Origin of the sequence: Lysobacter soyae, from assembly GCF_019551435.1 — a bacterium.
Lineage (GTDB): Bacteria > Pseudomonadota > Gammaproteobacteria > Xanthomonadales > Xanthomonadaceae > Solilutibacter > Solilutibacter soyae.
Genome location: NZ_CP080544.1, coordinates 533,302 through 557,608, shown reverse-complemented (window position 1 = coordinate 557,608; position 24,307 = coordinate 533,302). Strand labels below are relative to the sequence as shown.

24 protein-coding genes and 1 tRNA gene are annotated in these 24,307 nt (G+C 59.6%); 10 read left to right on the top strand and 15 right to left on the bottom strand.

Annotation, left to right across the window (positions count from 1 at the left end):
• The first annotated feature begins 2 nt into the window (after nucleotides 1–2).
• From metF to H8L67_RS02590, 3 genes are all read left to right on the top strand, one after another.
• Nucleotides 3–827 carry a methylenetetrahydrofolate reductase [NAD(P)H] gene (gene metF, locus H8L67_RS02600; RefSeq protein WP_220380235.1) on the top strand — a complete coding sequence of 275 codons (825 nt, stop codon included), beginning with the start codon at nucleotides 3–5 and terminating at the stop codon, nucleotides 825–827.
• Between the two features lie 87 nt (nucleotides 828–914).
• Nucleotides 915–1,487, top strand: a complete 573-nt coding sequence (locus tag H8L67_RS02595; protein WP_220380234.1) for a hypothetical protein — start codon at nucleotides 915–917, stop codon at nucleotides 1,485–1,487.
• Nucleotides 1,488–1,546: 59 nt separating this feature from the next.
• Nucleotides 1,547–2,458, top strand: a complete 912-nt coding sequence (locus H8L67_RS02590) for a branched-chain amino acid transaminase (protein ID WP_220380233.1) — start codon at nucleotides 1,547–1,549, stop codon at nucleotides 2,456–2,458.
• 31 nt (nucleotides 2,459–2,489) lie between these two features.
• Here the strand turns inward: H8L67_RS02590 and H8L67_RS02585 are convergent, their stop codons facing one another.
• The 6 genes from H8L67_RS02585 to H8L67_RS02560 all read right to left on the bottom strand — a co-directional run bounded on the left by H8L67_RS02585 (nucleotide 2,490) and on the right by H8L67_RS02560 (nucleotide 8,103).
• On the bottom strand, nucleotides 2,490–3,866 hold the full coding sequence (locus tag H8L67_RS02585) for a sensor histidine kinase (protein WP_220380232.1): 1,377 nt from the start codon (nucleotides 3,864–3,866) through the stop codon (nucleotides 2,490–2,492).
• Nucleotides 3,826–4,506, bottom strand: coding sequence for a response regulator transcription factor (locus H8L67_RS02580; protein WP_220380231.1), 681 nt, complete (start codon nucleotides 4,504–4,506; stop codon nucleotides 3,826–3,828). Before H8L67_RS02580 ends, H8L67_RS02585 begins: the two co-directional genes overlap by 41 nt.
• Nucleotides 4,507–4,581: 75 nt before the next feature.
• A complete protein-coding gene (gene rimK, locus H8L67_RS02575; RefSeq protein ID WP_220380230.1) occupies nucleotides 4,582–5,592 on the bottom strand; it encodes a 30S ribosomal protein S6--L-glutamate ligase in 1,011 nt (336 codons plus the stop codon).
• On the bottom strand, nucleotides 5,589–6,044 hold the full coding sequence (locus H8L67_RS02570) for an ATP-dependent zinc protease family protein (RefSeq protein WP_220380229.1): 456 nt from the start codon (nucleotides 6,042–6,044) through the stop codon (nucleotides 5,589–5,591). The genes rimK and H8L67_RS02570 overlap by 4 nt, the downstream gene beginning before the upstream one ends.
• A gap of 46 nt (nucleotides 6,045–6,090) precedes the next feature.
• Nucleotides 6,091–6,164: transfer RNA gene (locus H8L67_RS02565), tRNA-Gly, on the bottom strand.
• Between the two features lie 46 nt (nucleotides 6,165–6,210).
• A complete protein-coding gene (locus H8L67_RS02560; RefSeq protein WP_220380228.1) occupies nucleotides 6,211–8,103 on the bottom strand; it encodes an autotransporter domain-containing protein in 1,893 nt (630 codons plus the stop codon).
• A 93-nt stretch (nucleotides 8,104–8,196) separates the two neighbouring features.
• On the opposite strand from H8L67_RS02560, the gene thiS reads away from it, so the two are divergent.
• From thiS to H8L67_RS02540, 4 genes are read left to right on the top strand one after another with little or no spacing between them, the layout of a single operon-like run.
• The gene (thiS, locus tag H8L67_RS02555) at nucleotides 8,197–8,397 is read left to right on the top strand and encodes a sulfur carrier protein ThiS (protein ID WP_220380227.1); all 201 of its coding nucleotides are present in this window, start codon (nucleotides 8,197–8,199) and stop codon (nucleotides 8,395–8,397) included.
• Nucleotides 8,398–8,442: 45 nt separating this feature from the next.
• Nucleotides 8,443–9,243, top strand: coding sequence for a thiazole synthase (locus tag H8L67_RS02550; protein WP_220380226.1), 801 nt, complete (start codon nucleotides 8,443–8,445; stop codon nucleotides 9,241–9,243).
• Nucleotides 9,240–9,977 (top strand): tRNA (guanosine(46)-N7)-methyltransferase TrmB, encoded by a 738-nt coding sequence (trmB, locus tag H8L67_RS02545; RefSeq protein WP_220380225.1) that lies wholly within the window; start codon nucleotides 9,240–9,242, stop codon nucleotides 9,975–9,977. Before H8L67_RS02550 ends, trmB begins: the two co-directional genes overlap by 4 nt.
• 3 nt (nucleotides 9,978–9,980) lie before the next feature.
• Entirely contained in the window at nucleotides 9,981–11,816 is a 1,836-nt protein-coding gene (locus tag H8L67_RS02540) for an SLC13 family permease (protein WP_220380224.1), read from the top strand.
• Between the two features lie 5 nt (nucleotides 11,817–11,821).
• On the opposite strand, the gene H8L67_RS02535 is transcribed toward H8L67_RS02540, so the two are convergent.
• Entirely contained in the window at nucleotides 11,822–12,172 is a 351-nt protein-coding gene (locus tag H8L67_RS02535; protein ID WP_220380223.1) for a Rieske (2Fe-2S) protein, read from the bottom strand.
• Nucleotides 12,173–12,261: 89 nt separating this feature from the next.
• On the opposite strand from H8L67_RS02535, the gene mscL reads away from it, so the two are divergent.
• On the top strand, nucleotides 12,262–12,663 hold the full coding sequence (gene mscL, locus H8L67_RS02530; RefSeq protein ID WP_220380222.1) for a large-conductance mechanosensitive channel protein MscL: 402 nt from the start codon (nucleotides 12,262–12,264) through the stop codon (nucleotides 12,661–12,663).
• An 85-nt stretch (nucleotides 12,664–12,748) separates the two neighbouring features.
• Nucleotides 12,749–14,161: a M28 family peptidase gene (locus H8L67_RS02525; protein ID WP_220380221.1), complete on the top strand. Its 1,413-nt coding sequence runs from the start codon at nucleotides 12,749–12,751 to the stop codon at nucleotides 14,159–14,161.
• A 7-nt stretch (nucleotides 14,162–14,168) separates the two neighbouring features.
• On the opposite strand, the gene H8L67_RS02520 is transcribed toward H8L67_RS02525, so the two are convergent.
• From H8L67_RS02520 to H8L67_RS02510, 3 genes are read right to left on the bottom strand one after another with little or no spacing between them, the layout of a single operon-like run.
• Nucleotides 14,169–14,975 carry a TrmH family RNA methyltransferase gene (locus H8L67_RS02520; protein ID WP_220380220.1) on the bottom strand — a complete coding sequence of 269 codons (807 nt, stop codon included), beginning with the start codon at nucleotides 14,973–14,975 and terminating at the stop codon, nucleotides 14,169–14,171.
• A complete protein-coding gene (locus tag H8L67_RS02515; RefSeq protein ID WP_220380219.1) occupies nucleotides 14,972–18,106 on the bottom strand; it encodes an efflux RND transporter permease subunit in 3,135 nt (1,044 codons plus the stop codon). The genes H8L67_RS02520 and H8L67_RS02515 overlap by 4 nt, the downstream gene beginning before the upstream one ends.
• Before the next feature lie 3 nt (nucleotides 18,107–18,109).
• Entirely contained in the window at nucleotides 18,110–19,195 is a 1,086-nt protein-coding gene (locus H8L67_RS02510; RefSeq protein WP_220380218.1) for an efflux RND transporter periplasmic adaptor subunit, read from the bottom strand.
• A gap of 117 nt (nucleotides 19,196–19,312) precedes the next feature.
• On the opposite strand from H8L67_RS02510, the gene cysK reads away from it, so the two are divergent.
• Nucleotides 19,313–20,266: a cysteine synthase A gene (gene cysK, locus H8L67_RS02505; RefSeq protein ID WP_220380217.1), complete on the top strand. Its 954-nt coding sequence runs from the start codon at nucleotides 19,313–19,315 to the stop codon at nucleotides 20,264–20,266.
• A 73-nt stretch (nucleotides 20,267–20,339) separates the two neighbouring features.
• On the opposite strand, the gene H8L67_RS02500 is transcribed toward cysK, so the two are convergent.
• From H8L67_RS02500 to H8L67_RS02480, 5 genes are read right to left on the bottom strand one after another with little or no spacing between them, the layout of a single operon-like run.
• The gene (locus tag H8L67_RS02500; RefSeq protein WP_220380216.1) at nucleotides 20,340–21,344 is read right to left on the bottom strand and encodes a class I fructose-bisphosphate aldolase; all 1,005 of its coding nucleotides are present in this window, start codon (nucleotides 21,342–21,344) and stop codon (nucleotides 20,340–20,342) included.
• 44 nt (nucleotides 21,345–21,388) lie between these two features.
• Nucleotides 21,389–22,270, bottom strand: coding sequence for a lysophospholipid acyltransferase family protein (locus H8L67_RS02495; protein ID WP_220380215.1), 882 nt, complete (start codon nucleotides 22,268–22,270; stop codon nucleotides 21,389–21,391).
• Between the two features lie 42 nt (nucleotides 22,271–22,312).
• The gene (locus H8L67_RS02490; RefSeq protein WP_220380214.1) at nucleotides 22,313–22,951 is read right to left on the bottom strand and encodes an energy transducer TonB; all 639 of its coding nucleotides are present in this window, start codon (nucleotides 22,949–22,951) and stop codon (nucleotides 22,313–22,315) included.
• A gap of 20 nt (nucleotides 22,952–22,971) precedes the next feature.
• The gene (locus H8L67_RS02485; RefSeq protein WP_220380213.1) at nucleotides 22,972–23,559 is read right to left on the bottom strand and encodes an energy transducer TonB; all 588 of its coding nucleotides are present in this window, start codon (nucleotides 23,557–23,559) and stop codon (nucleotides 22,972–22,974) included.
• A gap of 44 nt (nucleotides 23,560–23,603) precedes the next feature.
• A complete protein-coding gene (locus H8L67_RS02480) occupies nucleotides 23,604–24,212 on the bottom strand; it encodes a hypothetical protein (RefSeq protein WP_220380212.1) in 609 nt (202 codons plus the stop codon).
• Nucleotides 24,213–24,307 lie beyond the last annotated feature (95 nt).

The window sequence follows — 24,307 nt, the reverse complement described above, 5'->3', positions numbered from 1 at the left end:
CAATGGTCCAGGTGTCGTTCGAGTTTTACCCGCCCAAGACTGACGAGCAACGCGCGCAGCTCGATCGCACGGTCGCGAAGTTGAAACCGCATGCGCCTGACTATGTGTCTTGTACCTTCGGCGCCGGCGGTTCGACGCTGACCTACACGTCCGAAACGATTCGCCATCTGCGCACAAAACACCAAGTCGACGCCGTCCCGCATATCTCCTGCGTCGGCGGTTCGCGCGAAGAGCTGCGAGCATTGCTTGCGGAGTATCGCGATCTGGACTGTCGGAAAGTCGTCGCCTTGCGTGGCGACATGCCCTCGGGCATGGGTCGCATGGGCGAGTTGCAATATGCCTCCGATCTCATCGCCCTAGTGCGCAAAGAACATGGCGACTACTTCAAGATTGCCGTTGGTGCTTATCCGGAGACACATCCGCAAGCACGCGACGCGCAGGCTGATTTGCAGAATTTCAAGCGCAAAGTCGATGCCGGTGCCGACGTCGCGATCACACAATACTTCTATAACGCCGACGCCTATTTCCGTTTCGTCGACGATGTACGCCGTCTGGGTGTGAACATCCCGATCGTGCCCGGCATCATGCCGATCGCCAACTTCAGTCAACTGCGACGCTTCTCGGAGAGTTGCGGCGCGGAGATTCCGCGTTGGATCACGCAACGCATGCAAGGATTCGGTGACGATGCCGCGGCGGTACGCGAGTTCGGTGCGGACGTCTTGGCCGCGCTGTGCGACCGGCTCATCCAAGGCGGCGCGCCCGCGCTGCACTTCTATACCTTGAACCTCGCCCGCCCGACGCTCGCGGTGCTTGAACGACTCGCCTGACTGAAACGGCGCGGCCGTGACAGGCCGGCGGCAAACCCTTAGATTGGTCAGGGCATGGTTTCCACCCGCACTCCATATCTATGTTTGATGCTGCTCGCGCTGGCGGGGGCGACTGCTGTCAACGACGCGGCCGCCCAATCTCGCCCCAAGCGCTGTGTCACCGATTCGGGTGAAAGCGTGCGCACCGACAAGCCCTGCGAAGCCTTCAACGCGACCGAACAAAAGCGTGCCCCAAGCACCTACGGCGCGGCCGCAGATCGCCGCATCATGGCTGCACGTCCCTCTTCCTACCGACCGGTGTGCGCCAAGACCATCGACGACCTGTCTTACAGTCTCTCGGCGGCGATGGATGCACGCGACGTCAACCGCTTTTCCTCCATCTATCACTGGGTCGGGGTTAGCAATGTTCGTGCGATCGCCGTACTGAACAAGTTCGAGCGCATCATGAAACGGCCGGTGGTCGATATTGAACTGACCGGCGGCTCGGCCGGCGGCACGGAATGGCAGGAAGACGCCGACGGCTTTCTGACGCCGATCGAACACGCCGCGCGACCGCCGACAGGTCTTCGCCTCCGGCAGCAAAAACCCGGCGGCAATGCCACCGAATCCACGCAGTTTCGCTTTGTCCGCAACTTCGGCTGCTACTGGCTCAGCTTCTGATCCATTGCCCCCAAAGGCGGCGGGGGCGAGAATAGGGGTTTGGCACAAGGAACGCCCCTATGGAATACCCCGACTGGATCTGGCACAACGGCGAGATCAAACCTTGGGCGGACGCCACTGTGCACGTCATGGCACACGCGCTGCATTATGGTTCTTCGGTATTCGAAGGCATCCGTTGCTATGACACCCCCAACGGGCCGGCGATTTTCCGCCTCACCGATCACAACAAGCGCCTGTATCAATCTGCGCGCATCCATGAGATCGACATCCCCTACGATCTCGCCACGATCAATGCCGCCTGTCGCGAAGTCATCCGCAAGAATGATTTCAAACAAGCCTATTTGCGCCCTGTCGCGTTCCGCGGGCTGGGCGGCTTCGGCCTCTCCGCAGACACGCCCACCGATGTGGCGGTTGCCACGTGGCAAATGGGTGCGTATTTGGGTGAGGGTGTGCTGGAACAAGGCATTGATGCCTGCGTTTCGAGTTGGCAGCGTTTCGCTCCGAACACCATTCCTGCCGGCGCGAAGGCCGGCGGCAATTATTTGTCGGGACAATTGGTGGCGCGTGAAGCGCGTCGTCTCGGATTCGGGGAAGGCATCGCGCTCGCCTCCACCGGCTTGCTCAGCGAAGGTGCCGGCGAGAACTTGTTCTTGGTCTTCGATGGCGTCTTGCATACCACGCCTGTCAGCGCTGCCTTGTTGAACGGCATCACCCGCAATACGATCATGACGCTTGCACGCGATGCCGGCATTGATGTGGTCGAACGCGATTTGCCGCGCGAGTACCTCTACCTGTGCGACGAGCTCTTCATGTGCGGCACAGCAGCCGAAATCACACCCATCCGTTCCGTGGATGGTCGCCAGGTGGGTGCGGGACGCGCAGGTCCGGTCACACTCAAGATGCAGGAACTGTTCTTCGGTTTGTTCAACGGCAAGACCGCCGACAAGTACGGTTGGCTGGAAGCCCTGTAAGTTTTTCGACGCCGGGGCACTGCCCCGGCGCTTAAGGGTTGAACAACAAGCTGGCGCGTGTGCCTTGCGTGCCATCGCGCCGGTTCCCGATCTGCACGTCCCAACCGTAGAGCTCGCAAATGCGGGTCACAATAGAGAGGCCGATACCACCACCCTTGGTATTGGTGGCCGCATCGCCGCGATAACCGCGCTCGGTCATACGCCGTTCGTCCGCCTCGGACAAACCCGGTCCCGTGTCCAAGACATCCACGCTGTCTTCGTTGATTCGAACCGTGACCGACCCGGTATCGGTGTACTTCACCGCGTTGGCAATGAGATTGCCCACGGCGACGTTGACCGTTGCGTCCGGCGCATCGACGACCACCGCGGCGTTGCCTTCCATGCGCAATTCGAGCTGCTTGCCGCGTCGCATTTGCAATCGGTGCGCTTCCAACAGTTGTTCCACGATCCGGGCGACCGATGCATTGCCCGAGACGCGCTCTTCGCGCGACAGATTCAACAATGTTTCGGTGATGGCGGTACCGCCTTCCTGTGCGCGCTGGATGCGCTGGATGCGCTCCAACATCTTCGGCGTCAGATCCGGCGCATCCAACATCAACTCGACCGTACTGCGGATGACCGCCAAGGGTGTGCGAAGCTCGTGACTCACGTCGGCATTGAGCTCGCGCTCGCGCTTGGCCGTGGACTTCATCCGGTCGGAATAGGCGTCCAACGCGGCGGCGAGCTCGCCCACCTCGTCATCGGCAAAATGCGGTGCGAGCGGGGCGTCGTTGTCCGATTCGCTGCGGCCGCGATCGCGGATCAGCTTCACCAGCTCAAGCAAAGGACGCATGATGCGCGAAGCCGACCAAACACTCAGAATCAAAGCGAGTGCCGTGAAGGCAAACACACTGGCAATCAACCAGCGCCGAAGTTTTTCCGTGGTATCCGAGGCATCGGTCACGTCCAAGCGGACGATCGTCGTGAATCCTTTGCCCGTAGCCAACCGGCCTTTGGCGACGGCGGCTTTCCAAACGTGCAACTTGCCATCGTCACCCACTTCGCGCACTTCATGCACGCCCGGGCCCAGATCCCGGTAGAGCGGATTGATATCGTCGGTCTTGCCTTCGCCGTAGGTCGCAGCGTCATACAGCGCAAAGGTCGGCGGACGATCCGGATTGGCCTCAACCTGACGAACCAAGCTCTCGACTTCGCGACGCATGGTCTTTTCAACAACCTCGCGCTCCAATCGATCACGAATGTAGAACGTGGCCGACGCGAACAAAACCGTGAGCAAGATGCTCAACAACAAAAACGACATCACGATGCGCGTCCGCAGGCGCCGGCGATTGGCGCCCGCCACCACGCGATCGATCGTTCCGGCCGGATTAGCCGGCATCGGTTTCCGCGATGCGATAGCCGATCCCATGGCGCGTTTGAATCAGCGGATGCTCGAAGGGCTTGTCAATCACGGCGCGCAACCCGTGAATATGCACACGCAAAGAATCGCTGTCGGGCAGTTCTTCACCCCAGACGCGGGTTTCCAGATCTTGACGTGTGACAACTGCCGGTGATGCTTCCATCAACGCCTGCAGAATCTTCAAGGCGGTCGGATTCAACTGCAACAACTTGCCTTGGCGACGCACTTCCAAAGTATCGAGGTTGTATTCGAGATCGGACACATTGAGGATGCGTGCCTGCACCCCTTTGCCGCGGCGGGAGAGTGCATTCAAACGCACGTCCACTTCCTGCAACGCGAACGGCTTGACCAAATAGTCATCCGCGCCCGACTCAAAGCCCTCCAATTTGTTATCGAGCGTGTCGCGCGCGGTCAACATCAGGATGGGTGTTTGCTTGCGCGCATCGTTGCGCAACTTCCGGCAAACATCGAGACCATCCATGCCCGGCAAGTTCAAATCCAACACGATGGCGTCGAAGTCATTCACCACGGCCAGATGCAACCCGGTCACACCATCTGCGGCGAAATCCACCGTGTGTCCGCGGTCTTCGAGGTAGTCGCCCAAGTTCGCGGCGAGGTCTTGGTTGTCTTCTATGACGAGAATGCGCATGGAAATTCCGTAATGAGGTCTGCCTAATGGCAGACCTCCGGATTCTGGCATAGTTCCCCCGAAGCGGGGCTGAAGTCAGCGACTGCGCGGTTTGGCGGCCTTGGCGGCTTTGGCGACGTTAGACGACTTGGTCTTGGGTTTGGCACCGGTCTTCGATTTGGAAGCCGCTGATTTCACAACGCGTTTACGCCGACGCTTGGCCGAGGCCATGACGGCATCCGATGCGCAAACGTGATCGATGATGATGCCGGCAATGTCTATACCGGTGGCGGACTCGATGCCCTCCAAACCGGGCGATGAGTTCACTTCCAGCACCAAAGGCCCGCGCTTGGCACGGATCAAATCCACGCCGGCGACATTCAATCCGAGCACTTGTGCGGCACGTACCGCGACTTCGATTTCATCGCGGGTGGGCATGATCGCCTTGGCCGTACCGCCGCGATGTAAATTGCTGCGGAAATCGCCTTGTGCCGCTTGTCGCCGCATGGCGCCCACGACCTTTCCGCCCACCACAAAGCAGCGCAGGTCCGCGCCCTTTGCTTCTTCGATGAACTCCTGCACGAGGAAGTCAGCATGCAAGCCGCGAAGCGCTTCTACCATGCCGCGCGCTGCGGATAATTTTTCCGCCAACATCACGCCCGCGCCTTGCGTGCCTTCAGAGAGTTTGATCACGTAGGGGGGCTTGCCCAACATCGACAGCAAATCATCGGTGTCATCGGGATTGTCCCCGAACACCGTGCCCGGCAGACCGATCGCTTGTGCGGCCAACAGTTGGTGCGTGCGCAATTTGTCGCGTGCTTTCAAAATGGCATCGGACGGATTGGGCGTATAGCAGCCCATCAATTCGAATTGCCGCAGCACCGCCGTGCCGTAACGCGTGATGGAAGCGCCGACGCGTGGAATCACCGCACTGTAGTCGGTCAACAACGCGCCCTTGTAATGCATTTCGAAACCGTCTTCCGAAATTTTCATATAGCAACGCAAAGGATCGAGCACGCGCACGGTGTGACCGCGTTCACGCGCGGCCTCGACCAGACGACGTGTCGAATAGAGCTTGCTGTTGCGGGAAAGAATGGCGAGTTTCATGGACTTCCTTGTGCATGAAGCGCGGTACGGCCGCGTTTGTGTAGATAGGATTTTGAAGGATCAACAGTGAATCGCCCCTGCATCGCGGTGCGCCCCAACAACATCGGAAATCGCATGCCCTGCCGGCTGGTCAAGTTGAGCTCGATGTCCATGTCGACACCGGCCAAGCGCAACGTGGAGCGGATGAAAACACGCCGACCGGTATGCCCGCCGGAGTCCGTCACTGAGCGCTCGTCGGCGACCGGACATTCAACCGTTACCGCCGGCTTCTTCTTGCTCGGTGTGATAGCAAATCGCACCCAAGCCACGCCGTCGCGTTCGAAGCAATCGTAGCTATCGACGTGCAGCGATGAAGTGCGTGCACCTGTGTCGACTTTGGCGCGAATGCGCAAAATCCCCAGATCCGGCAACGACAGGTATTCACGCCAACCAAGGCAAACCAACTCTTGCATACCGGATCCGGACCAAAAAAGCGGCCGTTTGGCCGCTTTGAATACTTGGAGCGGGTGATGGGAATCGAACCCACGCTAGCAGCTTGGGAAGCTGCAGTTCTACCATTGAACTACACCCGCGGAAGCGTGCAGTGTATGCGCCGCCCGTAGGCGGCGCAATCGGTGATCAGAAGTCGCGTCCGACGTTCAGGAAGACCGTCGTATTCAGCCCGCCCTTGCGCATGACGGTGTTGCTCATACCGGCAAAAACATCCAGCCCGCCAAGTTGCGTGCGAAAAGTCGAGGTCAGCAACAGATAGTCTCGATCAAACTGCGGACCGGGCACAGCGTAGGTCATGCCGCCCAAAGAAGTCATGCGCGCAGTGACCTGCGCATCATTCTTCTTGAGGTCTTTCTGCCAAGACAAGCGCGTGGACGTGGAAAGGTGATCGTTGATCTTCAATCGGCCTTCATAGCCGACGCTCGCCGTCAGCGCATTGAACTTCTGATCGTCGAACGCGAGCGCCGTTGCTTGACCTGCACCGGTCTCGGTGTAGCCGTCCACACGAACGTCCTGACCCAGCAGCGAGACGACCGGACCGTGATCCAACTTCTCGCCCTTGAACATGTAGCCGCCTTCCACACCGAGTGACACCACACTGCCGCCCGGGCTGCCATCGTGTTGACGCATGGCGATGCCCAACGGAATCTGGCGATGCACATCGAAATCGAGGTTCGTGTAGCCGAGTTGCGCGTTCGCAAACAAGCCCGATTCGTCGGCGTAGTTGAAGAAACCGGTGATATTCATTTCTTTCTGACGGACGTCGCCGCGTTGGGCACCGAAGTCGAAGTCGGTCCGCGCATAGCCCAGGGCAACACCGTAACCCATCGTGCCCTTCCACCAACCGACGCCACCGTTGACCGCACCGCCCTTGCCATCGAACCCGTCACCCGGCGCACCACGGTGATAACGATTGATGTCGAAGCGCCCGCCCGCCCACCAGTGCATCCCATCGCCCGGTGTGGCCGTGGACAGTTGTGCGCTCAGGGCGTTGAAGCGATTTTTACCGGAGACGGCGGCACTTTGCGGCAACACGCCGATTTGGCGCGGGCCTTCGATCGTCGCCACCGCATAGTCGGCCAACAGTTTGTACGCCATCGTGCTTGGGTGAACACCATCGGCGAATGCATAGGTATTGGCGGCGTCCGGAGACGCATAACTGGTCGGATTGCAGGTCAGCGACGACGCCGTGTAAGCCGGTAAGCACGCGGTGCTCGTCACGTTGGTGAAGCCGAACGTCGCCGGCGTCGCAATCACCTCACGCAAGAACGTGAAGGTATCGAGCGGAATGACGCGCAAACCTTGCTGTGTGAGACCCGAGTACAACGCGTTGTTGTACGTCGTTGCGAGCAAGGTCGCCTGCGTTTGCGCGGCCGGGCCTTGCACGCGCGTGGCCGGTGTGGAACCGAGATCCGGAATATTGGGCACCAGAATGTATTGCGCACCGGCGGCCTTCAGTTGGCCGACCAAAGCGATTTCATTGGTGACTGCCGATCCGATGGTCGCTTGCGCCGTCAGCGGCGGCGTGGTTGACGTGATGGTGAACAGATCATTGGCACCGCCCCACACTGTGTAAAGCGCATTGGGATCGGCCTTGCCGCCCGTGCGTGACAGGTAAGCGTTGACTTGCGTCTTCAAAGACGGGGTATAACCCAAGGCGCCGACCACATCGGTCCCGACGCGTGCACCGCCTACGGCGTAGTTGCTACCGGTCGACGGTCGCGGCGTGGCGCCTGTGGCAAGCCATGCCGGCGATGCATCCGTGCCGTAATACTGCGCCAAATCTTGCGACCAAACCAAACCCGGATTGGTCACGAACTGACCGGTAATGGACTGGGCATTGGCAGGCAACAGCGGGCGGAAAAAGCCCGGATCGGTCAAGCTGTCACCGAAAAAGATCGTTTGCGAAAAGGTTTGCGCGTGCAAATCGGTGGTATTGGTTTGCGCGGCGACTTGGCCGCAGGAAACGGCGATGGAAACGGCAAGCGCTGCGCGCAGCAGCGGAATACGGTGCTTCATTGAAATCCTCGTTGGCCGGGACACTCCCCTTTCCCGCATCGTTTCACGATACGCCCCCGTGTTCACGCCGCAGTGCGGCATTACAATGCGGGAATGGACATCATTTTCAATGGCGCCAGCGAGGCGCTCGCCGAAGGGGCGACCGTGCAGGATTTGCTGACGCAAGTCCATTTGCAGGATCGACGTGTGGCGGTCGAGGTGAACGGCGAGATCGTGCCGAAAAGTCTTCACGCCTCGCACGTTCTCGGCGATGGCGATACGGTGGAAATCGTCCACGCATTGGGCGGCGGTTGAGCGGGATTGCCTGACGGTTCAAGGGGCATCGTTCATACTATGTCGATGAACGAATCAGCCAAAAACCCTGCCCTGACCATTGCCGGCAAGACCTATCGCTCGCGCTTGCTGACCGGCACCGGCAAGTTCAAAGATCTCGAAGAAACCCGCTTGGCCACCGAAGCCGCTGGCGCGGATATCGTCACGTTGGCGATTCGCCGGGTCAATATCGGCCAAAATCCCGGCGAGCCAAATCTGCTCGACGTGTTGCCGCCGGACAAGTACACCATTCTTCCCAATACCGCGGGTTGTTACACCGCGGAAGATGCGGTGCGCACCTGCAAGTTGGCGCGCGAACTGCTGGATGGCCACTCGCTGGTGAAGCTCGAGGTGCTGGGCGACGAGCGCACCTTGTATCCCGATGTGGTGCAAACCCTGAAGGCCGCGGAGCAACTCGTCGCCGCCGACTTCGACGTGATGGTCTATACCAGCGACGATCCGATCCTGGCACGCCAGCTCGAAGAAATCGGCTGCGTCGCGGTCATGCCGCTCGCCGCACCGATCGGCTCCGGCTTGGGCATTCAGAATCGCTATACGCTGCTTGAAATCATCGAGAACGCGAAAGTGCCGATCATCGTCGATGCCGGTGTCGGCACCGCGAGCGATGCGACCATTGCGATGGAATTGGGTTGCGACGGCGTCCTCATGAACACAGCGATTGCCGGCGCGCGCGACCCCATCCTGATGGCCTCTGCGATGCGTCATGCCGTGATCGCCGGCCGCGAAGCCTTCCTGGCCGGACGCATTCCGCGCAAGCGTTTTGCCAGTGCGTCGTCGCCCATTGATGGTCTCATTGCCGCCTCATGACCGACCCCTTCAACAGTCCCGGCGCGAAAGCACCACCCAAGCCCTACACGCAGGATGATGCCAAGCGCCGAATCCGCAGCTTCGTTCTGCGTCAGGGTCGTTTCACCGAGGCACAACAGCGGGCTTTTGACGAGCTCTGGCCGCGCTTCGGTTTGGATTACTCGGGAAACCTGAGGGACTACAACGAAGTCTTCGGCAGGAACGCGCCGCGAATTCTTGAAATCGGTTTCGGCAACGGCGAAGCGCTGCGCTTTTCCGCGGCCTTGGATCCGGCGCGTGATCATATCGGCATCGAAGTGCATGCGCCGGGTGTCGGTCGCTTGTTGAATGCCCTGGCGACGGATGCTGCCGGCAATGTCAGGCTGTACCACCACGACGCGGTGGAGGTTCTGGAACATGAAATCGCCGACGGCAGCTTGGACGAAGTGCGGATTTATTTCCCTGATCCTTGGCACAAGAAACGCCACAACAAGCGCCGCTTGATCAATCCGGCATTCGCTGCCCTGCTCACCCGCAAGATCGCGCCCGGCGGGCGGCTGCATTTGGCGACCGACTGGCCGGATTATGCGGAGCACATGTGGGATGTGTTGGATGTGACCGAAGGTCTCACCAATACGGCCGGGCCGCGCGGCCATGTGCCGCGCCCGCCGTGGCGTCCGCAAACGCATTTCGAAACACGCGGCCAACGCTTGGGCCATCCCGTGTTTGATTTGTTGTACACGCGCAACTCCTGACGCATGGAAAATACGCTCGTCCTCAGTAGCGAAATGACACTCGTACTCGGGTTGTTGCTGCTGACGATGGGCCTGTTTGTCTTCGAACGGTTCCGGCCGGATGTCGTCGCGCTCATCGTGCTCGTTCTGCTCGGGCTCACCGGCTTGGTGGCACCGGAAGACCTGTTCGGGGGATTCGCCGGTAGCGCGGTGATGAGCATCATCGCCACAATGATTTTGGGTGCGGGCTTGGAACGTACCGGCGCCCTCAACCGCTTGGCCGGGTGGCTGCTGCGCAAATCGAAAGGCGAAGAAAGCCGGCTGTTGTGGATGACGTCGCTCTCTGCCGGTTTGATGTCCTCACTCATGCAGAATCCATCGGTCATGGCCTTGTTCATGCCGGTGGCGTCGCGTATTTCTTCGCGCACCGGCATCGCGACCTCGCGCATGTTGTATCCCATCGCCTGCGCCATTGTCATGGGCGGCGCGTTGACGATGGTGGGCAACTCACCGCTGATCTTGTTAAACGATTTGTTGCTGTCGGCGAACGACAAGTTGCCCTCGGGCGCGGCATCACTGAGCGCCTTCAAGATGTTCGCCCCGCTGCCGATCGGTTTGGTCTTGGTCGGCGCATCCATTCTTTACTTCCGCCTCCACGGGGATGCGCGACTGCACGAGAGCGATCGCGGCGTCACACCTGGACGCACGCAAAGCTACTTTGCACAAACCTACGGCATCGATGGCGAGGTCTTCGAGCTCACCGTCGATTCGGCCAGCCCGTTGGTCGGCACTACCATCGGTGAACTCGAGTTGCTGGAAGACTCACCGCTGATTTTGGCGCTGCGAAGCAATGGTGAGTCACGTTTGGCGCCACCGGCCGACGCACGGATTTGGGTCGGCGACATCATCGGCGCGCTGGGAAATGCCGAAGAGGTCGGCCGCTTTGCCAAACAGCATGGCCTGCGTGTGGCGACCCGGCTGAGCGAATTCGGCGAACTTTTCAACCCGAGCCGTGCCGGTATTGCGGAAGCCGTGATTCCGGCGAACTCACGTTATATCGGCAAGAGCGCGGGTGACATGCGCCTGCGCAAACGCGTCGGCTTGAGCTTGCTGGCCATCAACCGTGATCGTGAAGTCATTCGCGACAACGTGCGCGACCTGCCGTTGCGCTCGGGCGATATGCTGGTTTTCCATAGCGCATGGCAGAACCTGTCCGAAGTTGCCTCGCAAAAAGATTTCGTCGTGGTGACCGACTATCCGAAGGGCGAGCAACGGCCGCATAAGTTCAAAATCGCCATGACGATTTTCGCGCTCACCATGCTGCTTGCGTTGTCGTCGCGCATTCCCGTTCCGATTGCCTTGATGACGGGTGTCGTCGGCATGCTGGTAACCGGCGTGATTCAGATGGACGAAGCTTATGCGGCTATCAATTGGAAAACGGTTTTCTTGATGGCGTGTTTGATTCCGCTCGGATGGGCCATGGATTCGAGTGGCACGTCCGCATGGATCGCCGGACATACGGTGGACAAAATTCCCGCCGCCACGCCGGTGTGGATGATCGAATTGGCGGTCGCGCTGCTCACGGTGGCGTTTTCCTTGGTGATCAGCCATGTGGGTGCCACCATCATGATGGTGCCCATCGCCATCAACATGGCGCTCGCGGTCGGCGCAGAGCCGCGCATTTTCGCCTTGATTGTGGCGCTCTCCGCATCCAACAACTTCATGACCGCCACCAACCCGGTGATTTCCATGGTGTCCGGTCCCGGTAATTATTCGCAGAAGGACTTGTTCCAGATCGGCCTGCCGCTGTCGATGATCTATACCTGCATCATCGTGCTGGCCGTCAACCTCTTGCTCTGATTGCGTCAGGGCGTCACCGACACGGGCGTCGCGACCACCCAAGCGCCATCGGCGGCCTGTTCGACCGGCACCGGCGTCAATGCGGCACCGAGACAGGGTCCGCCTACGCAGGTGCCGCGACCAAGTTCGAATGTTGCACCGTGCACCGCACACATCAGCAGTCCTTCGGGCGTTTTGAGGAATTCGCCGGGCGCATAGTCGAGGCGACGGCCGGCATGCGGGCACACGTTGAGCCATGCGCGCAGGGTGTCGCCCTCGCGATGGACGATCACTGATTCGATCTCGCCATTCAGATCGACTTCGACTTCATTGACAGAGCCGTCCGCAAACTGCGCGACGGGGAAGTGGTTATTCATGACGCAACCGTAGCAGCAATCGTGTTCCAATGCTGAAACCCGTACCCTTGTGGACGGTGATTCCCCTTACCAATTTTGAGGAGTACCTGATGGGAATGATCAGCGAGTTCAAAGAGTTCATCGCCAAAGGCAACGTGGTCGATTTGGCGGTCGGTGTGGTGATTGGTGCGGCGTTCGGAAAAATTGTCACGGCGTTGGTGGATGGCATTGTGATGCCTGCACTTAGCGTCATGACCGGCGGCGTCAGCTTCAAAGACTGGAAACATGTCATCACCCCGGCCGTGACAGATGCCAGCGGCAAAGAGACCGCCGCGGAAGTCGCCATCCGCTATGGCGAATTCATCCAAGTGTGTATTGATTTCCTTCTGATTGCGTTCGTGATTTTCCTGTTCATCAAGGCCTATAACCGCATGCGCACGCCGGCGGCGGATGCCGCACCGCCGGAAGACGTGTTGTTGCTTCGCGAAATCCGCGATTCGCTGAAAAAGTAACGCATTCAAACAAGCACCGGTTGTGCAACGGGCGATGGTCTGCTGTTAGGCTAAGAAGAGCCCGTTCCACAACCGGAGTTTGTTGATGCGCAAATCGAATCTTTCATGGGCGCTGCTTGTCGCGCTCGGTCTGCCGCTCTCCTCAGCGGCGTTTGCAGCAGAAACACACATTCCCGACGAGGTGGTGAAAGACGCCACCACCCTGCGCGATCGCGCATTGAACGATGACACCGCATGGGCCATTGTCGAATCGCTGACGACCGAAGTCGGTCCGCGTCTGGCCGGCAGTGAGGGCGATGCGCGCGCAGTCGCTTGGGCGAAAGCGAAATTCAAGGCCCTCGGCTATGACAAGGTCTGGACGCAAGACGTCACGTTTCCGAAGTGGGAGCGTCGAAGCGAACATGGCGAAGTGCTCGGGCATTCGTCGCAAGCACTGGCATTGACGGCCTTGGGCGGAAGTCCCGGCGGCACCGTTCAAGGTGAAGTGGTGCGCTTTGACTCACTGAAAGCGTTGCAAGCGGTTGCGCCCGGCAGCTTGAAAGGCAAGATTGTGTTTGTCGACGTGCCGATGCCGCGCGCCCGTGACGGCCACGGCTATGGCGTGGGCGCATCGGTACGACGTCGCGGTCCGGGCGCGGCATCGCGCGCCGGCGCGATCGGTTATGTGATGCGACCCGCCGGCACCGACTGGCATCGCAATGTGCATACCGGCATGACCGGTTATGACGATCAGACGCCGATTCCGGCCGCTTCGCTCAGCAACAATGATGCCGACCAGTTGGCGCGCTTGGTGGCACTGGGCAAAACCGAGATCAAGCTCGCACTCGACTGCGGATTCAACGGCACCTATACCTCGCAAAATGTCATCGGTGAAATCACCGGTAGCGGCAAGCCCGATGACATCGTCGCGCTGGGTGCACATCTAGATTCCTGGGACCTCGGCACCGGCGCCATCGACGACGGCGGCGGCATCGCGTTGACCATGGCCGCGGGCCACTTGATCAAGCAAATGAAAACACGACCGATTCGCACGATTCGCGTCATTGCTTTCGCCAATGAGGAACAGGGCCTGTGGGGCGGACGTGTTTACGCCGAATCACAGAAGGACAAGATCCGCCGACATCAGATGGTGATGGAGTCCGACTCTGGCCCGGGCATCATCTATGCCTTCGGCGGCAGCTGGGGCACAGAGGCGGAAAAAGCGGTCAAGCAGATGTATGACGTGATCGCACCGCTGGGCATCGCCTACACACCGCAGCAAGGCAACGCCGAATCGGAAATGGAGCTCATGCAAGGCAGCGGCGCCGCGGCGGCCGCATTTGCCCACGATGCCAGCCGATACTTCGATTTGCACCACACGCCGAACGACACCTTGGACAAGATTGATCCCAAGGCCTTGCAACAAAACACCGCAGCTTACGCGGCGGTGGCCTTGATGGCGGCGAATGCGGACGGCAGTCTCGGCAGCGGCCCGGCCTTGGTCAAGGCCAAACCGTAACCGTCTTTCAATTGCGTCGGCGATACCACTCGGCCAGAAAAACCGCAGTCGCCGACGCAACATTCAAACTTTCCACTTCGCCGGTGCCGGGAATGGACACTTGCACGTCGCAAGCTTGCGCCAAGCCTTTGTGCATGCCTTGTTGTTCGGCGCCCATCACATAGATGAGTTTTGCCGGCAAATCCGTCTTGTACACGTCGGCACCATCGCGAACCAAAGTGGCCACCAAACCAAAGCCGGCGTCGCGCAGCAATGGCATGGCACGTTTTGCATCCGACGGCAGACGCACAACCGAAATCCGCTCGGCACCACCTTCAGCAACACGCGCAGAGGCACCTGATATCGGATTGACGGCCGTCGCCTCGATCAACATGGCCGAAGCACCGAAGTGCGCGGCGTTGCGCATGATGGCGCCCAAGTTATGCGGATTGCCGACACCGTCCAACCAAATGGCGCAGACGCTTTCGACGCCACCGACTTCGGCCAACCAGGCCTCGAGGGTTCGCTCCTGAGGCGGCAATACATCGGCCACCACGCCTTCATGATGCGAGGTCTGCGCGAGCTTCGACAGGTCACCGTCCTCGACGACGCGATAGCCCACACGGTGCTGCACGCACCACTTGAGGACATCCTTCAAGTCAGTCAGGCGACTTTCTGACAGATAAAGTTTGCGAAGACGCTCGGGCGTCGCGGTGAACATGGCAAGCACAGCATTCAAACCATGCAAGCGCAGCTCCTTCGCGCGCGTACTTGCCGATCGCTCGCGCTCACCCGACGGGCCGCTGCGCGCATTTTTCCAGATGTCCGAACTCATGCGTGACCCCCTACCGATGGCGTGGCGCTTTCCAATTTTTCGAGCTCATTGGCCACCGTGTCAGGTGACTGCGTGCGGGGCGCGATCAAGGCATAGAACGCGGGAACGACAAACAACGACAGCAAGGTCGAAATTGACACGCCGAAGATCACCACGATACCGATGGTGGCACGACTGGCCGAACCCGGCCCGCCCGCGACCACTAAAGGCACCGCACCCGCCACGGTGGCGATAGAGGTCATCAAGATCGGACGCAAACGGACCGCCGAGGCTTCGACGATCGCGTCATGCACGCTCCTGCCTTCATCGCGCAATTGGTTGGCGAACTCGACAATCAAAATGCCGTTTTTCGCCGCCAGCCCCACCAACATGACGATGCCGATTTGTGAGAACAAATTGAGCGTGCCGCCGGTGATCCACAAACCGAACAACGCACCCAAGACCGCCAGCGGCACCGTCAACATGATGACAAACGGGTGGGCAAAGCTTTCGAATTGCGCGGCCAATGCCAAATACACGATCAGCAAGGCCATGGCGAAGGTCAGGATGACTTCGCCACCGGAATCTTGCAGCTCTTTGGCCTCACCTTTCCAACTGATCTGCGCATGCTCGGGCAGACTTGCACGTGCGGTTTCCTGCGCCCATGCCACCGCATCGCCAAGGCGTGCATCCGGCGCAAGCCCGGCGCTGATAGTGATCGAACGCAGACGGTTGAAGCGATTGAAATTGGCGGGCTCGGCCAGCTCTTTCAGCGTGACCAGGTTGGACAACGGCACCAAGCTGGCGTTGGCTGCGCGCACTTGGATTGCCGCAAGGTCGGCTTGCGACGAACGCGCGTCGCGATCCGCCTGCAACATCACGTCATATTCCTGACCGTCGTTGACGAAAGTGGTGGCGCGCACCCCGCCCATCATCGTCTGCAACGCAGAACCGATGGCTTGCGGTGTCACACCGAGGTCGGACGCGCGGGCATGATCGATCAGGACGCGCATTTGCGGCCGGGTTTCCTTGTAGTCGGAGTCCGCACCGGTCAGTCCCGGATAGTCATTGATCTTGTCGAGCATGATGTCGCGCCATTGCGCGATTTCCGCATAGTCGGGACCGCCGAGGACCATTTGGAACGGCTGCCCGCGCGTACGCACCAAGCCGCCACCCACCTGGGTACGCACCTTGACTGCCGTATTGCCGGCAAACTTCTTTTGCAACTCTGCCGCAATGTCCTTGGTGCTGGTAGTGCGTTTATCCCAATCCTCGAGGAAGATCGTTGCGCGTCCGGTATGCATTTCCTGTGATGCACCGAAGCTGCCCGGCACGCGCGGATTCGCACGTTTGATCGGTTTGCCTTCGCCGGTTTCTTCCGCAAGGATCTTCTCGACCTTGTGCATCTGGTCGACCGTGTAATCGAAGCTGGCCCCTTCAGGCCCTTCCATCATCAGCTGGAACGACCCGCGATCTTCAGCCGGCGCCAGTTCACTCGGCAGGAACTTGAACAACAAAACCATCGATGCACATGCCAGCACCACGATGACGGCAAACATGCCGAAACGATGCACGTGCCGCGACAACAGTCCGTGGTAGCCGCGCGCCACTGTTTCGAAACGTGCGTTTAGCCATTCGCTGACACGATTGTTTTTCACCGCGTGCGGACCGCTGTGCGGTTTCAACAGCTTCGAAGCCATCATCGGCGTCAGGGTCAGCGCAACGAATGCGGAAATGACGACGGCCGCCGCCATCGCCACCGACAACTCACGGAACAATCGTCCGGTATTGCCTTGAAGGAAACCCACCGGCACGAAGACCGCCACCAACACCGCCGTGGTGGCGATGACCGCGAAGGCCACCTGCGCCGTGCCGCGTTTCGCGGCGACCAAGGCAGGCTCACCCAAATCGACGCGACGCTGGATGTTCTCCACGACGACGATCGCATCGTCCACCACGAGCCCGATACACAACACCAAGGCAAGCAAGGTCAACAGATTGATGGAGAAGCCGAACGCATAGAGCGCGATGAACGAAGCGATCAAACAGACCGGTACTGTCACCGCAGGAATGAGCGCCGCGCGCAAGCTGCCAAGGAACAACCAAATGACGATCAGCACCAGGATGATGGCTTCGAACAACGTCGCGTAAACACGCTCCACCGCTGCCGAAATAAACGTCGTGTTATCGAACGCAACATACATTTCGGTGCCTTTCGGCAAAGTCGCGTTGATCTCGTCGATCGCGGCGCGCGCTTCATTCGCCACATCCAGACTGTTGGCCGTTGAAGTTTTGACCACACCGAGGCCGATGGCTGGTTCGCCGTTGCTTCGGTAGTAAGCGCGGCGTTCCGAAGATTCAAGACGAACCTTCGCCACATCCGACAGTTTGACCACATAGCCGTCCGCGCCGCGCGCGATCGGCATGTCGGCGAATTTCTCCGGCGAGACATAGTCGCGCTGCACGCGCAAGATGAAATCGCGATCCTTGGACTCCAAACCCCCGGCACCCAACTCCACGTTTTCATTGCTCAGAGTGCGACGCACATCATCCGAGGTGAGATTGCGTGCGGCCAAGGCATTGCCATCCAACCACACGCGCATCGCATAGCGTTGTTCACCACCGATGCGAACCTGTGCAACACCCGGCAAACTCGACAAGCGGTTCAACACGTAGCGTCGCGTGTAGTCGGACATCTCCAAGGTGTTCATCGTCGACGAACGCATGTTCAACCAGATGATGGGGTCCGAATCGCTTTCGACTTTGGAGATTTCGGGTGCTTCCGCTTCGTCGGGCATGCGGTCGGCCACGCGGCTCACCGCATTGCGCACGTCATTTGCCGCACCTTCAATATCACGCGAGGCGAGGAATTCGATACTGATGCGCGAGCTGCCGTTCTGGCTGCTCGATTCGATCGTATTGATGCCTTCGATCCCCGCCAACGCATCTTCCAAGGATTGCGTGATGCGCGATTCGACCACGCTTGCCGATGCACCCGGATACGACACTTGCACCGAGACGATGGGCGGATCGATCGCGGGCAACTCCCGCAAGGTCAGCCGCGTAAACGACATGACGCCGAGCACGATGAGCAACATGCTCATCACCACGGCCAACACGGGTCGTTTGATGGAGAGTTCGGAAATCTTCATTGATCAGGGCGCCTTGTCGTCGTCGGCAGGCTTGCCCGCCTCGCGCACTTTGGCGCCGGCTTTGAGCTTGCCCACGCCTTCGACGACGATCTTGTCACCCGCGACGATGCCTTCCTTGACCTGCACTTTGCCGGGTACGCGGCCGCCGACGACAATCGGCGCCTTGACCACGGCACCGTTGACGACTTTCCACACATAGGTTTCATCGCCGACTTGCAAAACCGCAATTTCCGGCACAACGATGGCCGGACGCTCACCGCGTTCGACTTGCACTTCCACCAGCATGCCCGGCTTCAACGCGCGGTCGGCATTCGGAAAATTGCCGCGCACCGTGGCTGCACGCGAGGCGGCATCCAAGCGCGGGGCCACCACACTCACGCGACCGTCAAAACGACGATCCGCCCAACTCGCGGCTGTCCCGACGATCGCTTGGCCTGGACCCACATCGGCCAACTCGGTTTCCGGCACCGGGAAATCGACATAGACCGAAGACAGATCATCCAAAGTGGTGATAACGGTTCCGGGTGTCACCAAGGCACCGGGGCTCACTTCGCGAATCCCGGCGACCCCGGCAAACGGCGCGCGGATGACACGATCGGAAAGATTGGCGCGAATCGTGGCGGCTTGCGCGCGCAGCGCATCCCGCGACGCTTTCTGCGCGTCGACGGTGGCACGCGCAATCAGCTGTTGCTGCCCGAGCGCCGCGAGCCGTTGATAGTTCTTTTCCGCATCATCCAATTGCGCAGCCAACGCCGCCAGCGCCGTGCGTTGTTGCTCGCCGGTGAGGGTGACCAGCGGCGCACCGCGCCCAAGCGACTGTCCGCTTTCGAAATGGACGGCAGACACCACTTCGCTGACCTTCGACGTCACCGACACGGATTCTCGTGCCTTGACCGTACCGAGCGCCTTCAAAGTGTCTTGCCATGGCGTCTCGCGAACGACCTCCGTCACCACGCCGATGGGCGCATCCTCACGTTTGGCGGCACCGTCGCTGCCCGATTTCTTGCAAGAAACCAGTGGCAAGCTCAGCGCGACAAGGCTCAAGAAAATGAATGCGCGGCGGGGGAATTTTCGGGACATTGTTTGCATGGGCAAATTCTAAACGGGGGAGGTGACAGCGTTTTAGGCCACAAGTCATGTCAACGTTCCACACCGGTCACACGTTGACCTATACGCTGTGGAATCCCTAGAACGATGGAGTCCGCCATGATTTATGACAACGTTTTGGAAACCATCGGTCGCACGCCGATCATCCGCCTGAACCGGATTGCACCCGAAGGCGTGCAACTGTATGTGAAAGCCGAGTTTTTCAATCCGGGCGGTTCCGTCAAGGATCGACTCGCCCACGCGATCTTGTTGGATGCCGAACAGAAAGGCCTGCTTAAACCAGGCGATACTTTGGTTGAAGCGACCTCCGGCAACACCGGCATCGCACTCGCCATGGCCTGCGCTGCGCGCGGCTATCGCTTCGTCGCCGTCATGTCCGAAACCTTTTCCGTCGAACGTCGGAAACTGATTCGTGCCTACGGCGGCAAAGTGATTTTGACCGCCGCCGCCGAACGCGGCACCGGCATGGTCAGGCGCGCGCAGGAATTGGCCGACAAACATGGCTGGCTGCTGGCCAACCAGTTCGGTAATCCGGCCAATCCCGCCTACCATCGCAACACCACGGCTGCGGAAATTTTGCGCGAGTTCGCCACGGCCAGGCTCGATCACTTCGTTACCGGCTGGGGTACCGGCGGCACGCTGACGGGTGTCGGCGAAGTCTTGAAAGCGGCCCGCCCCGGGATCCGCATCCATGCCGCCGAACCCGCCGTGGCCCCTCTGCTCTCGGGCAAGGAATGGTCGCCGCACAAGATTCAAGGATGGACACCGGATTTCATCCCCGAGGTCTTGAATCGCGATATCGCCGATCAGATCTGGACCGTTGGCGATGAAGCGGCGCGCAATATGGCGCGCCGATTGGCGACTGAAGAAGGGCTCTTTGTCGGCCTGTCCGGCGGAGCAACGGTGCATGCCGCGCTCGATGTGGCAAAAACCGTCCAATCCGGTGACGCGATCCTCGCCATGCTGCCCGATACAGGCGAACGCTATCTCTCCACGTTCCTCATGGAAGGCATGGAAGAAGGATCGGATGATGCTTGGTTGGCGTCGCTTTAATGCACGACACCGATAGCTCAAACAAAAACGCCGGCGAAGCGCCGGCGTTTTCTTGTTGCGGTGAGGGCGTGAATCAGCCTTCCCACTTCCCCTGTGCGGCCAAGCCGTTGTCACGCGCACGCGCATAAACGGTGTCTTGCGCCTTGGACCAGTTGCCGGTCATGTCTTGCGACCACAGCTTCAATGCCGCTTGTTGCATAGCGCGACCGTAGGAGAACGACAGCGGCCACGGATTCGGACCCATGCGGTTCATTGCGTCCAGGTGTGCCGTCGCTGCTTCGTCGCTTTGACCGCCGGACAGGAAGACGATGCCCGGCAAGATGGCCGGCACGGTCGACTTCAAGCACATCAAGGTGGCTTCAGCCACTTCTTCAACACTGGCTTGATCCGGACAATCCTTGCCCGGCACAACCATCGAGGCCTTGAGGATGGTGCCTTCCAGCGCGACGTTGTGTTGGTACAGGGCGTCGAACAAGGTACGCAGGGTCACTTCGGTGACTTCATAGCAGGTTTCGATATCGTGGTCGCCGTCCATCAGCACTTCCGGCTCGACCATCGGCACAATGCCGGCTTCTTGGCACAAGGCCGCATAGCGGGCCAATGCTTGGCAGTTGGCTTCAATGCAGGTGCCCGACGGTGCATCTTCCGATATGGTGATGACCGCGCGCCACTTGGCGAACTTGGCGCCCAGACGTGCATATTCTTCGAGACGTGCACGAAGACCGTCGAGGCCTTCGGTGATGACTTCACCCGGGAAACCGGCGAGCGGGTGCGTCCCCTTGTCCACCTTGATGCCGGGGATCATGCCGTTGTCGGACATGTATTTGGCAAACGGCACGCCGTCTTTGGTCGATTGACGCAGGGTTTCGTCGAACAAGATCGCGCCGGACAGGTATTCATTGACATTCGGCGTGGTCAACAGCAGTTCGCGGTAGGCGCGACGGTTTTCTTCGGTGCATTCGATGCCGACGCCGTCGAAACGCTTTTGGCAAGTGGAAGAGGATTCGTCGATGGCGATAATGCCCTTGCCCGGTGCCACCATGGCACGTGCGATTTCGGAAAGCTGTTCGATGCTCATATGCGTCCTGCGGTTGGGTGTGTTCAACCGCCTATTATAGCCCGTCATTGATACAGATCAGGCTCGCCGTCCGGGCGTGTTTTGAACCGTTTTGTGCCCCAGTCATAGGCTTCCGGGCACTCGCGGAGCTTGTTTTCCACCCATGAAGTGAAACGGGCCGCGTCCTGACTGCCGTCCCTAGACGGGAAATTTTCCCACGGCGCTTCGAAGGTCACCTCGTAGCGTCCATCCGGAAGGGGTTTTGCCCATCCCGGTACAATGGTGCCGCCAGCCCGCCGCAAAATGACCGACATCGAATCCAGTGTGGAAGCGGGCACGCCGAAGAACGGCACGAACACGTTGCGTGACTTGACGTTGACATCAGGCGCGTAGAAGGTGCCCTCACCCCGTCGTACCAATGCGGTGAATCCGCGGACGTCATCCCGCGCCACCACACCGCCGAGATGCCGCGTGCGCTGCGCATTCACTTCATCGTCGAATTCCGCGTTCCGGAAGGCACGCACCATGGGCAGAATCGCCGTGCCCGACAGCTGCCGGACCATGCGCATATGCTGCTCGCCACCTGGATAGTGCGCGCACAAAATGATGACGCCCTGCGCCCGGTTGAAGGCATCGAGCAAATGCTGCTTGCCCAAAAGCACGTAGTTTTCTTCGACGTTGAAATCTGCCGCGTACCAGGCATGCAAACCATCCAGCACGCCTTTGGCATTGGCGACCAATGAGGCACGCGCTAATGCAAGACGTTCAGATGCGGACAAAGCGGGGAAACACAGCGTGATGTTCCGCGCCATGATTCTTCTGCGCTTCGCAATGAGCGGGTGGATGAGCCAAACAAGACGTCGCGCCCATTGAAGGCGCAACGCGGGTGGCATCCGCGCGACACGTCGCGCAACCCAACGAAAAAAAAGGAGCTTCAATGGCGGCATGGGCGTATTCTCACACGCCGCCGTTCCTCGCCGATCAAGTAATCAGTAACCCTTGCTGCTCGCGTTCGGGTGATAGGCACCGGAACCCAGCGCGCGTTTTTCGGCTGCGGCACGACGTTCTGCGCGGGCCTGCTCCTGATACATACGATCGAGGCGCGTGTGGTTCACCATTTGCTCTCCTTCCATGACATCGCGGCGTTCCTTCAAAGCGGCACTCAAATCGGCCACCTTGCAATGCTCACGAATGGCGCCAAGGCTTTCTCCGCGACGGCTGCCTTTGAACGCGATGGTGGCGACCGTATCCACGGCTTGCGCTTGGGCAATGCCGGGCTTAGGTGAAAAACGCCACTGACTCACAGCATCCGAAGCAGCGCGTGCGTAAGGATCCAGATATTCCACGTTTTGGTTGGCCGCTTTGATATTGCTGGTCCAGTTGTGGATGACCGCAAAATCGCTGGTCGTACCGTCGGGTTGGATACGGTAGCCGAGGGCGACGCAGACATTGTCAGTCATGCCTTTCGCCTCTTCGGGATAGCCGGGTGCCGTCAGTTTGTGGCCGCTTTTCACATCCCATTCGTTTTTGATTTCACCTTCGCCGGCGATTTTGACAGCGGCGTTCTGAGCCAATGCGGTACAGGCAAACAAACATGCGGCGAGAAGGGGGTAATTCCGGACCTTCATTCTTTGACTCCTGTTTCCAATCAACGCGGCGTGCGCACGCGCTCGGAACGGCTTTGATCGACCATTTTTCTTTCCAAGGCCTTGTGATTCATGCTCTTTTCCTCGGAGACCTTTTCCCGCGCACGCTCAATGGCATCGGCCAAATCTTTGACGGCACAATGACTGCGCAGCGTCTGCGAATCCATCGCTGATTTCTGACTCATGAAAGTGATCGTGGCGACCGTATCCACCGGCTGCGGTTTGCCGACGCCTTGCTTGGGCGTGAATTTCCACTCGCTCAATGCTGCGACCGCGGCTTGACCGAAGGCATCGTAATACCCCACTTCGGGCTCGACACCGCCCGCGCTGCTGGTCCACGCGTGAAGCGTGGTGAAGTCGCTAGTTGAACCGTCCGGTTGGACGCGATAGCCGACCGCCAAGCACACGTTGTCGCCGCGTTGCACATAGGCCGCCGGGTAGCCCGGTGCCGCCAATTTTTGGCCAGGCGCCAACGTCCACGCGTCGCGAATACCGCCTTCATTGACGACGCGTACGTTGCGATCGCTTTGGGCGCTCACGGTTGCTGAAGCGACCACAAGTGCGATGCCTAACAGGTGAGTCTTTTTCATATGCGGCCCCTTGAACCGGCGATTGGAAATTGAGAGAAAGATTGTCAACGCTGGAAATGATCAAGCGGATAATCGAAGACGAAACGATTATTCTCGCGCCACTCGCGTTCCAAGTTGCCCAAATAGTTTGACTTGTTTATGTCGCGATCGAAGGCGCCCATGCGCCGAAGTCTGCCTTCATAAGCGGCGATCTTGTCGATCTTGCAATGCGCGCGGATGTCGCCGAGGTCTTCGCCTCCCCTCTCGCCTTTGAATGCGAAGGTTGCAATGCTCACGGCCGCGTTGCTTGATCCTTCGTCCCGATGCTTCGGCACAAAACGCCATTGGCTGACGGCTTCGGCAGCCGCGCGTGCATACGGGTCCAAATAGGTAGCATCCGTGCGCGCCGCCTCGGCATTGCTGGTCCAATTGTTGAGCACCGCAAATCCCTGCGCACTGCCATCCGCTTGAACCCGATAGGCCAAAGCGATGCACACATTGTCGGGGCGTCCTTCTGCCGCAAACGGAAATCCGGGCGAGGTAATTTGTGAACCCGGCGCGATCATATAGTCCGCCCCGAGCGACCCCTCGTCATACAAGCGCACGTCGCTGCGATCGGCCCCCAAGGCTGCGCCGGCAACCACACAAAGCAACAGTGTCAGCAGCCGTTTCATGTCGGGTCTCCACTCGCCCAATTCCACTCGACTATACGCTGAAACGAATACACGGATGCGCATACAGCGTCGAAAATCGTGACGCGGGGACGGGA

Bases quoted from the DNA above. Each gene is read 5' to 3' on its own strand.
- metF (WP_220380235.1), top strand. From the start codon at position 3: ATGGTCCAGGTGTCGTTCGAGTTTTACCCGCCCAAGACTGACGAGCAA.
- H8L67_RS02595 (WP_220380234.1), top strand. From the start codon at position 915: ATGCTGCTCGCGCTGGCGGGGGCGACTGCTGTCAACGACGCGGCCGCC.
- H8L67_RS02590 (WP_220380233.1), top strand. From the start codon at position 1,547: ATGGAATACCCCGACTGGATCTGGCACAACGGCGAGATCAAACCTTGG.
- H8L67_RS02585 (WP_220380232.1), bottom strand. From the start codon at position 3,866: ATGGGATCGGCTATCGCATCGCGGAAACCGATGCCGGCTAATCCGGCC.
- H8L67_RS02580 (WP_220380231.1), bottom strand. From the start codon at position 4,506: ATGCGCATTCTCGTCATAGAAGACAACCAAGACCTCGCCGCGAACTTG.
- rimK (WP_220380230.1), bottom strand. From the start codon at position 5,592: ATGAAACTCGCCATTCTTTCCCGCAACAGCAAGCTCTATTCGACACGT.
- H8L67_RS02570 (WP_220380229.1), bottom strand. From the start codon at position 6,044: ATGCAAGAGTTGGTTTGCCTTGGTTGGCGTGAATACCTGTCGTTGCCG.
- H8L67_RS02560 (WP_220380228.1), bottom strand. From the start codon at position 8,103: ATGAAGCACCGTATTCCGCTGCTGCGCGCAGCGCTTGCCGTTTCCATC.
- thiS (WP_220380227.1), top strand. From the start codon at position 8,197: ATGGACATCATTTTCAATGGCGCCAGCGAGGCGCTCGCCGAAGGGGCG.
- H8L67_RS02550 (WP_220380226.1), top strand. From the start codon at position 8,443: ATGAACGAATCAGCCAAAAACCCTGCCCTGACCATTGCCGGCAAGACC.
- trmB (WP_220380225.1), top strand. From the start codon at position 9,240: ATGACCGACCCCTTCAACAGTCCCGGCGCGAAAGCACCACCCAAGCCC.
- H8L67_RS02540 (WP_220380224.1), top strand. From the start codon at position 9,981: ATGGAAAATACGCTCGTCCTCAGTAGCGAAATGACACTCGTACTCGGG.
- H8L67_RS02535 (WP_220380223.1), bottom strand. From the start codon at position 12,172: ATGAATAACCACTTCCCCGTCGCGCAGTTTGCGGACGGCTCTGTCAAT.
- mscL (WP_220380222.1), top strand. From the start codon at position 12,262: ATGGGAATGATCAGCGAGTTCAAAGAGTTCATCGCCAAAGGCAACGTG.
- H8L67_RS02525 (WP_220380221.1), top strand. From the start codon at position 12,749: ATGCGCAAATCGAATCTTTCATGGGCGCTGCTTGTCGCGCTCGGTCTG.
- H8L67_RS02520 (WP_220380220.1), bottom strand. From the start codon at position 14,975: ATGAGTTCGGACATCTGGAAAAATGCGCGCAGCGGCCCGTCGGGTGAG.
- H8L67_RS02515 (WP_220380219.1), bottom strand. From the start codon at position 18,106: ATGAAGATTTCCGAACTCTCCATCAAACGACCCGTGTTGGCCGTGGTG.
- H8L67_RS02510 (WP_220380218.1), bottom strand. From the start codon at position 19,195: ATGCAAACAATGTCCCGAAAATTCCCCCGCCGCGCATTCATTTTCTTG.
- cysK (WP_220380217.1), top strand. From the start codon at position 19,313: ATGATTTATGACAACGTTTTGGAAACCATCGGTCGCACGCCGATCATC.
- H8L67_RS02500 (WP_220380216.1), bottom strand. From the start codon at position 21,344: ATGAGCATCGAACAGCTTTCCGAAATCGCACGTGCCATGGTGGCACCG.
- H8L67_RS02495 (WP_220380215.1), bottom strand. From the start codon at position 22,270: ATGCCGCCATTGAAGCTCCTTTTTTTTCGTTGGGTTGCGCGACGTGTC.
- H8L67_RS02490 (WP_220380214.1), bottom strand. From the start codon at position 22,951: ATGAAGGTCCGGAATTACCCCCTTCTCGCCGCATGTTTGTTTGCCTGT.
- H8L67_RS02485 (WP_220380213.1), bottom strand. From the start codon at position 23,559: ATGAAAAAGACTCACCTGTTAGGCATCGCACTTGTGGTCGCTTCAGCA.
- H8L67_RS02480 (WP_220380212.1), bottom strand. From the start codon at position 24,212: ATGAAACGGCTGCTGACACTGTTGCTTTGTGTGGTTGCCGGCGCAGCC.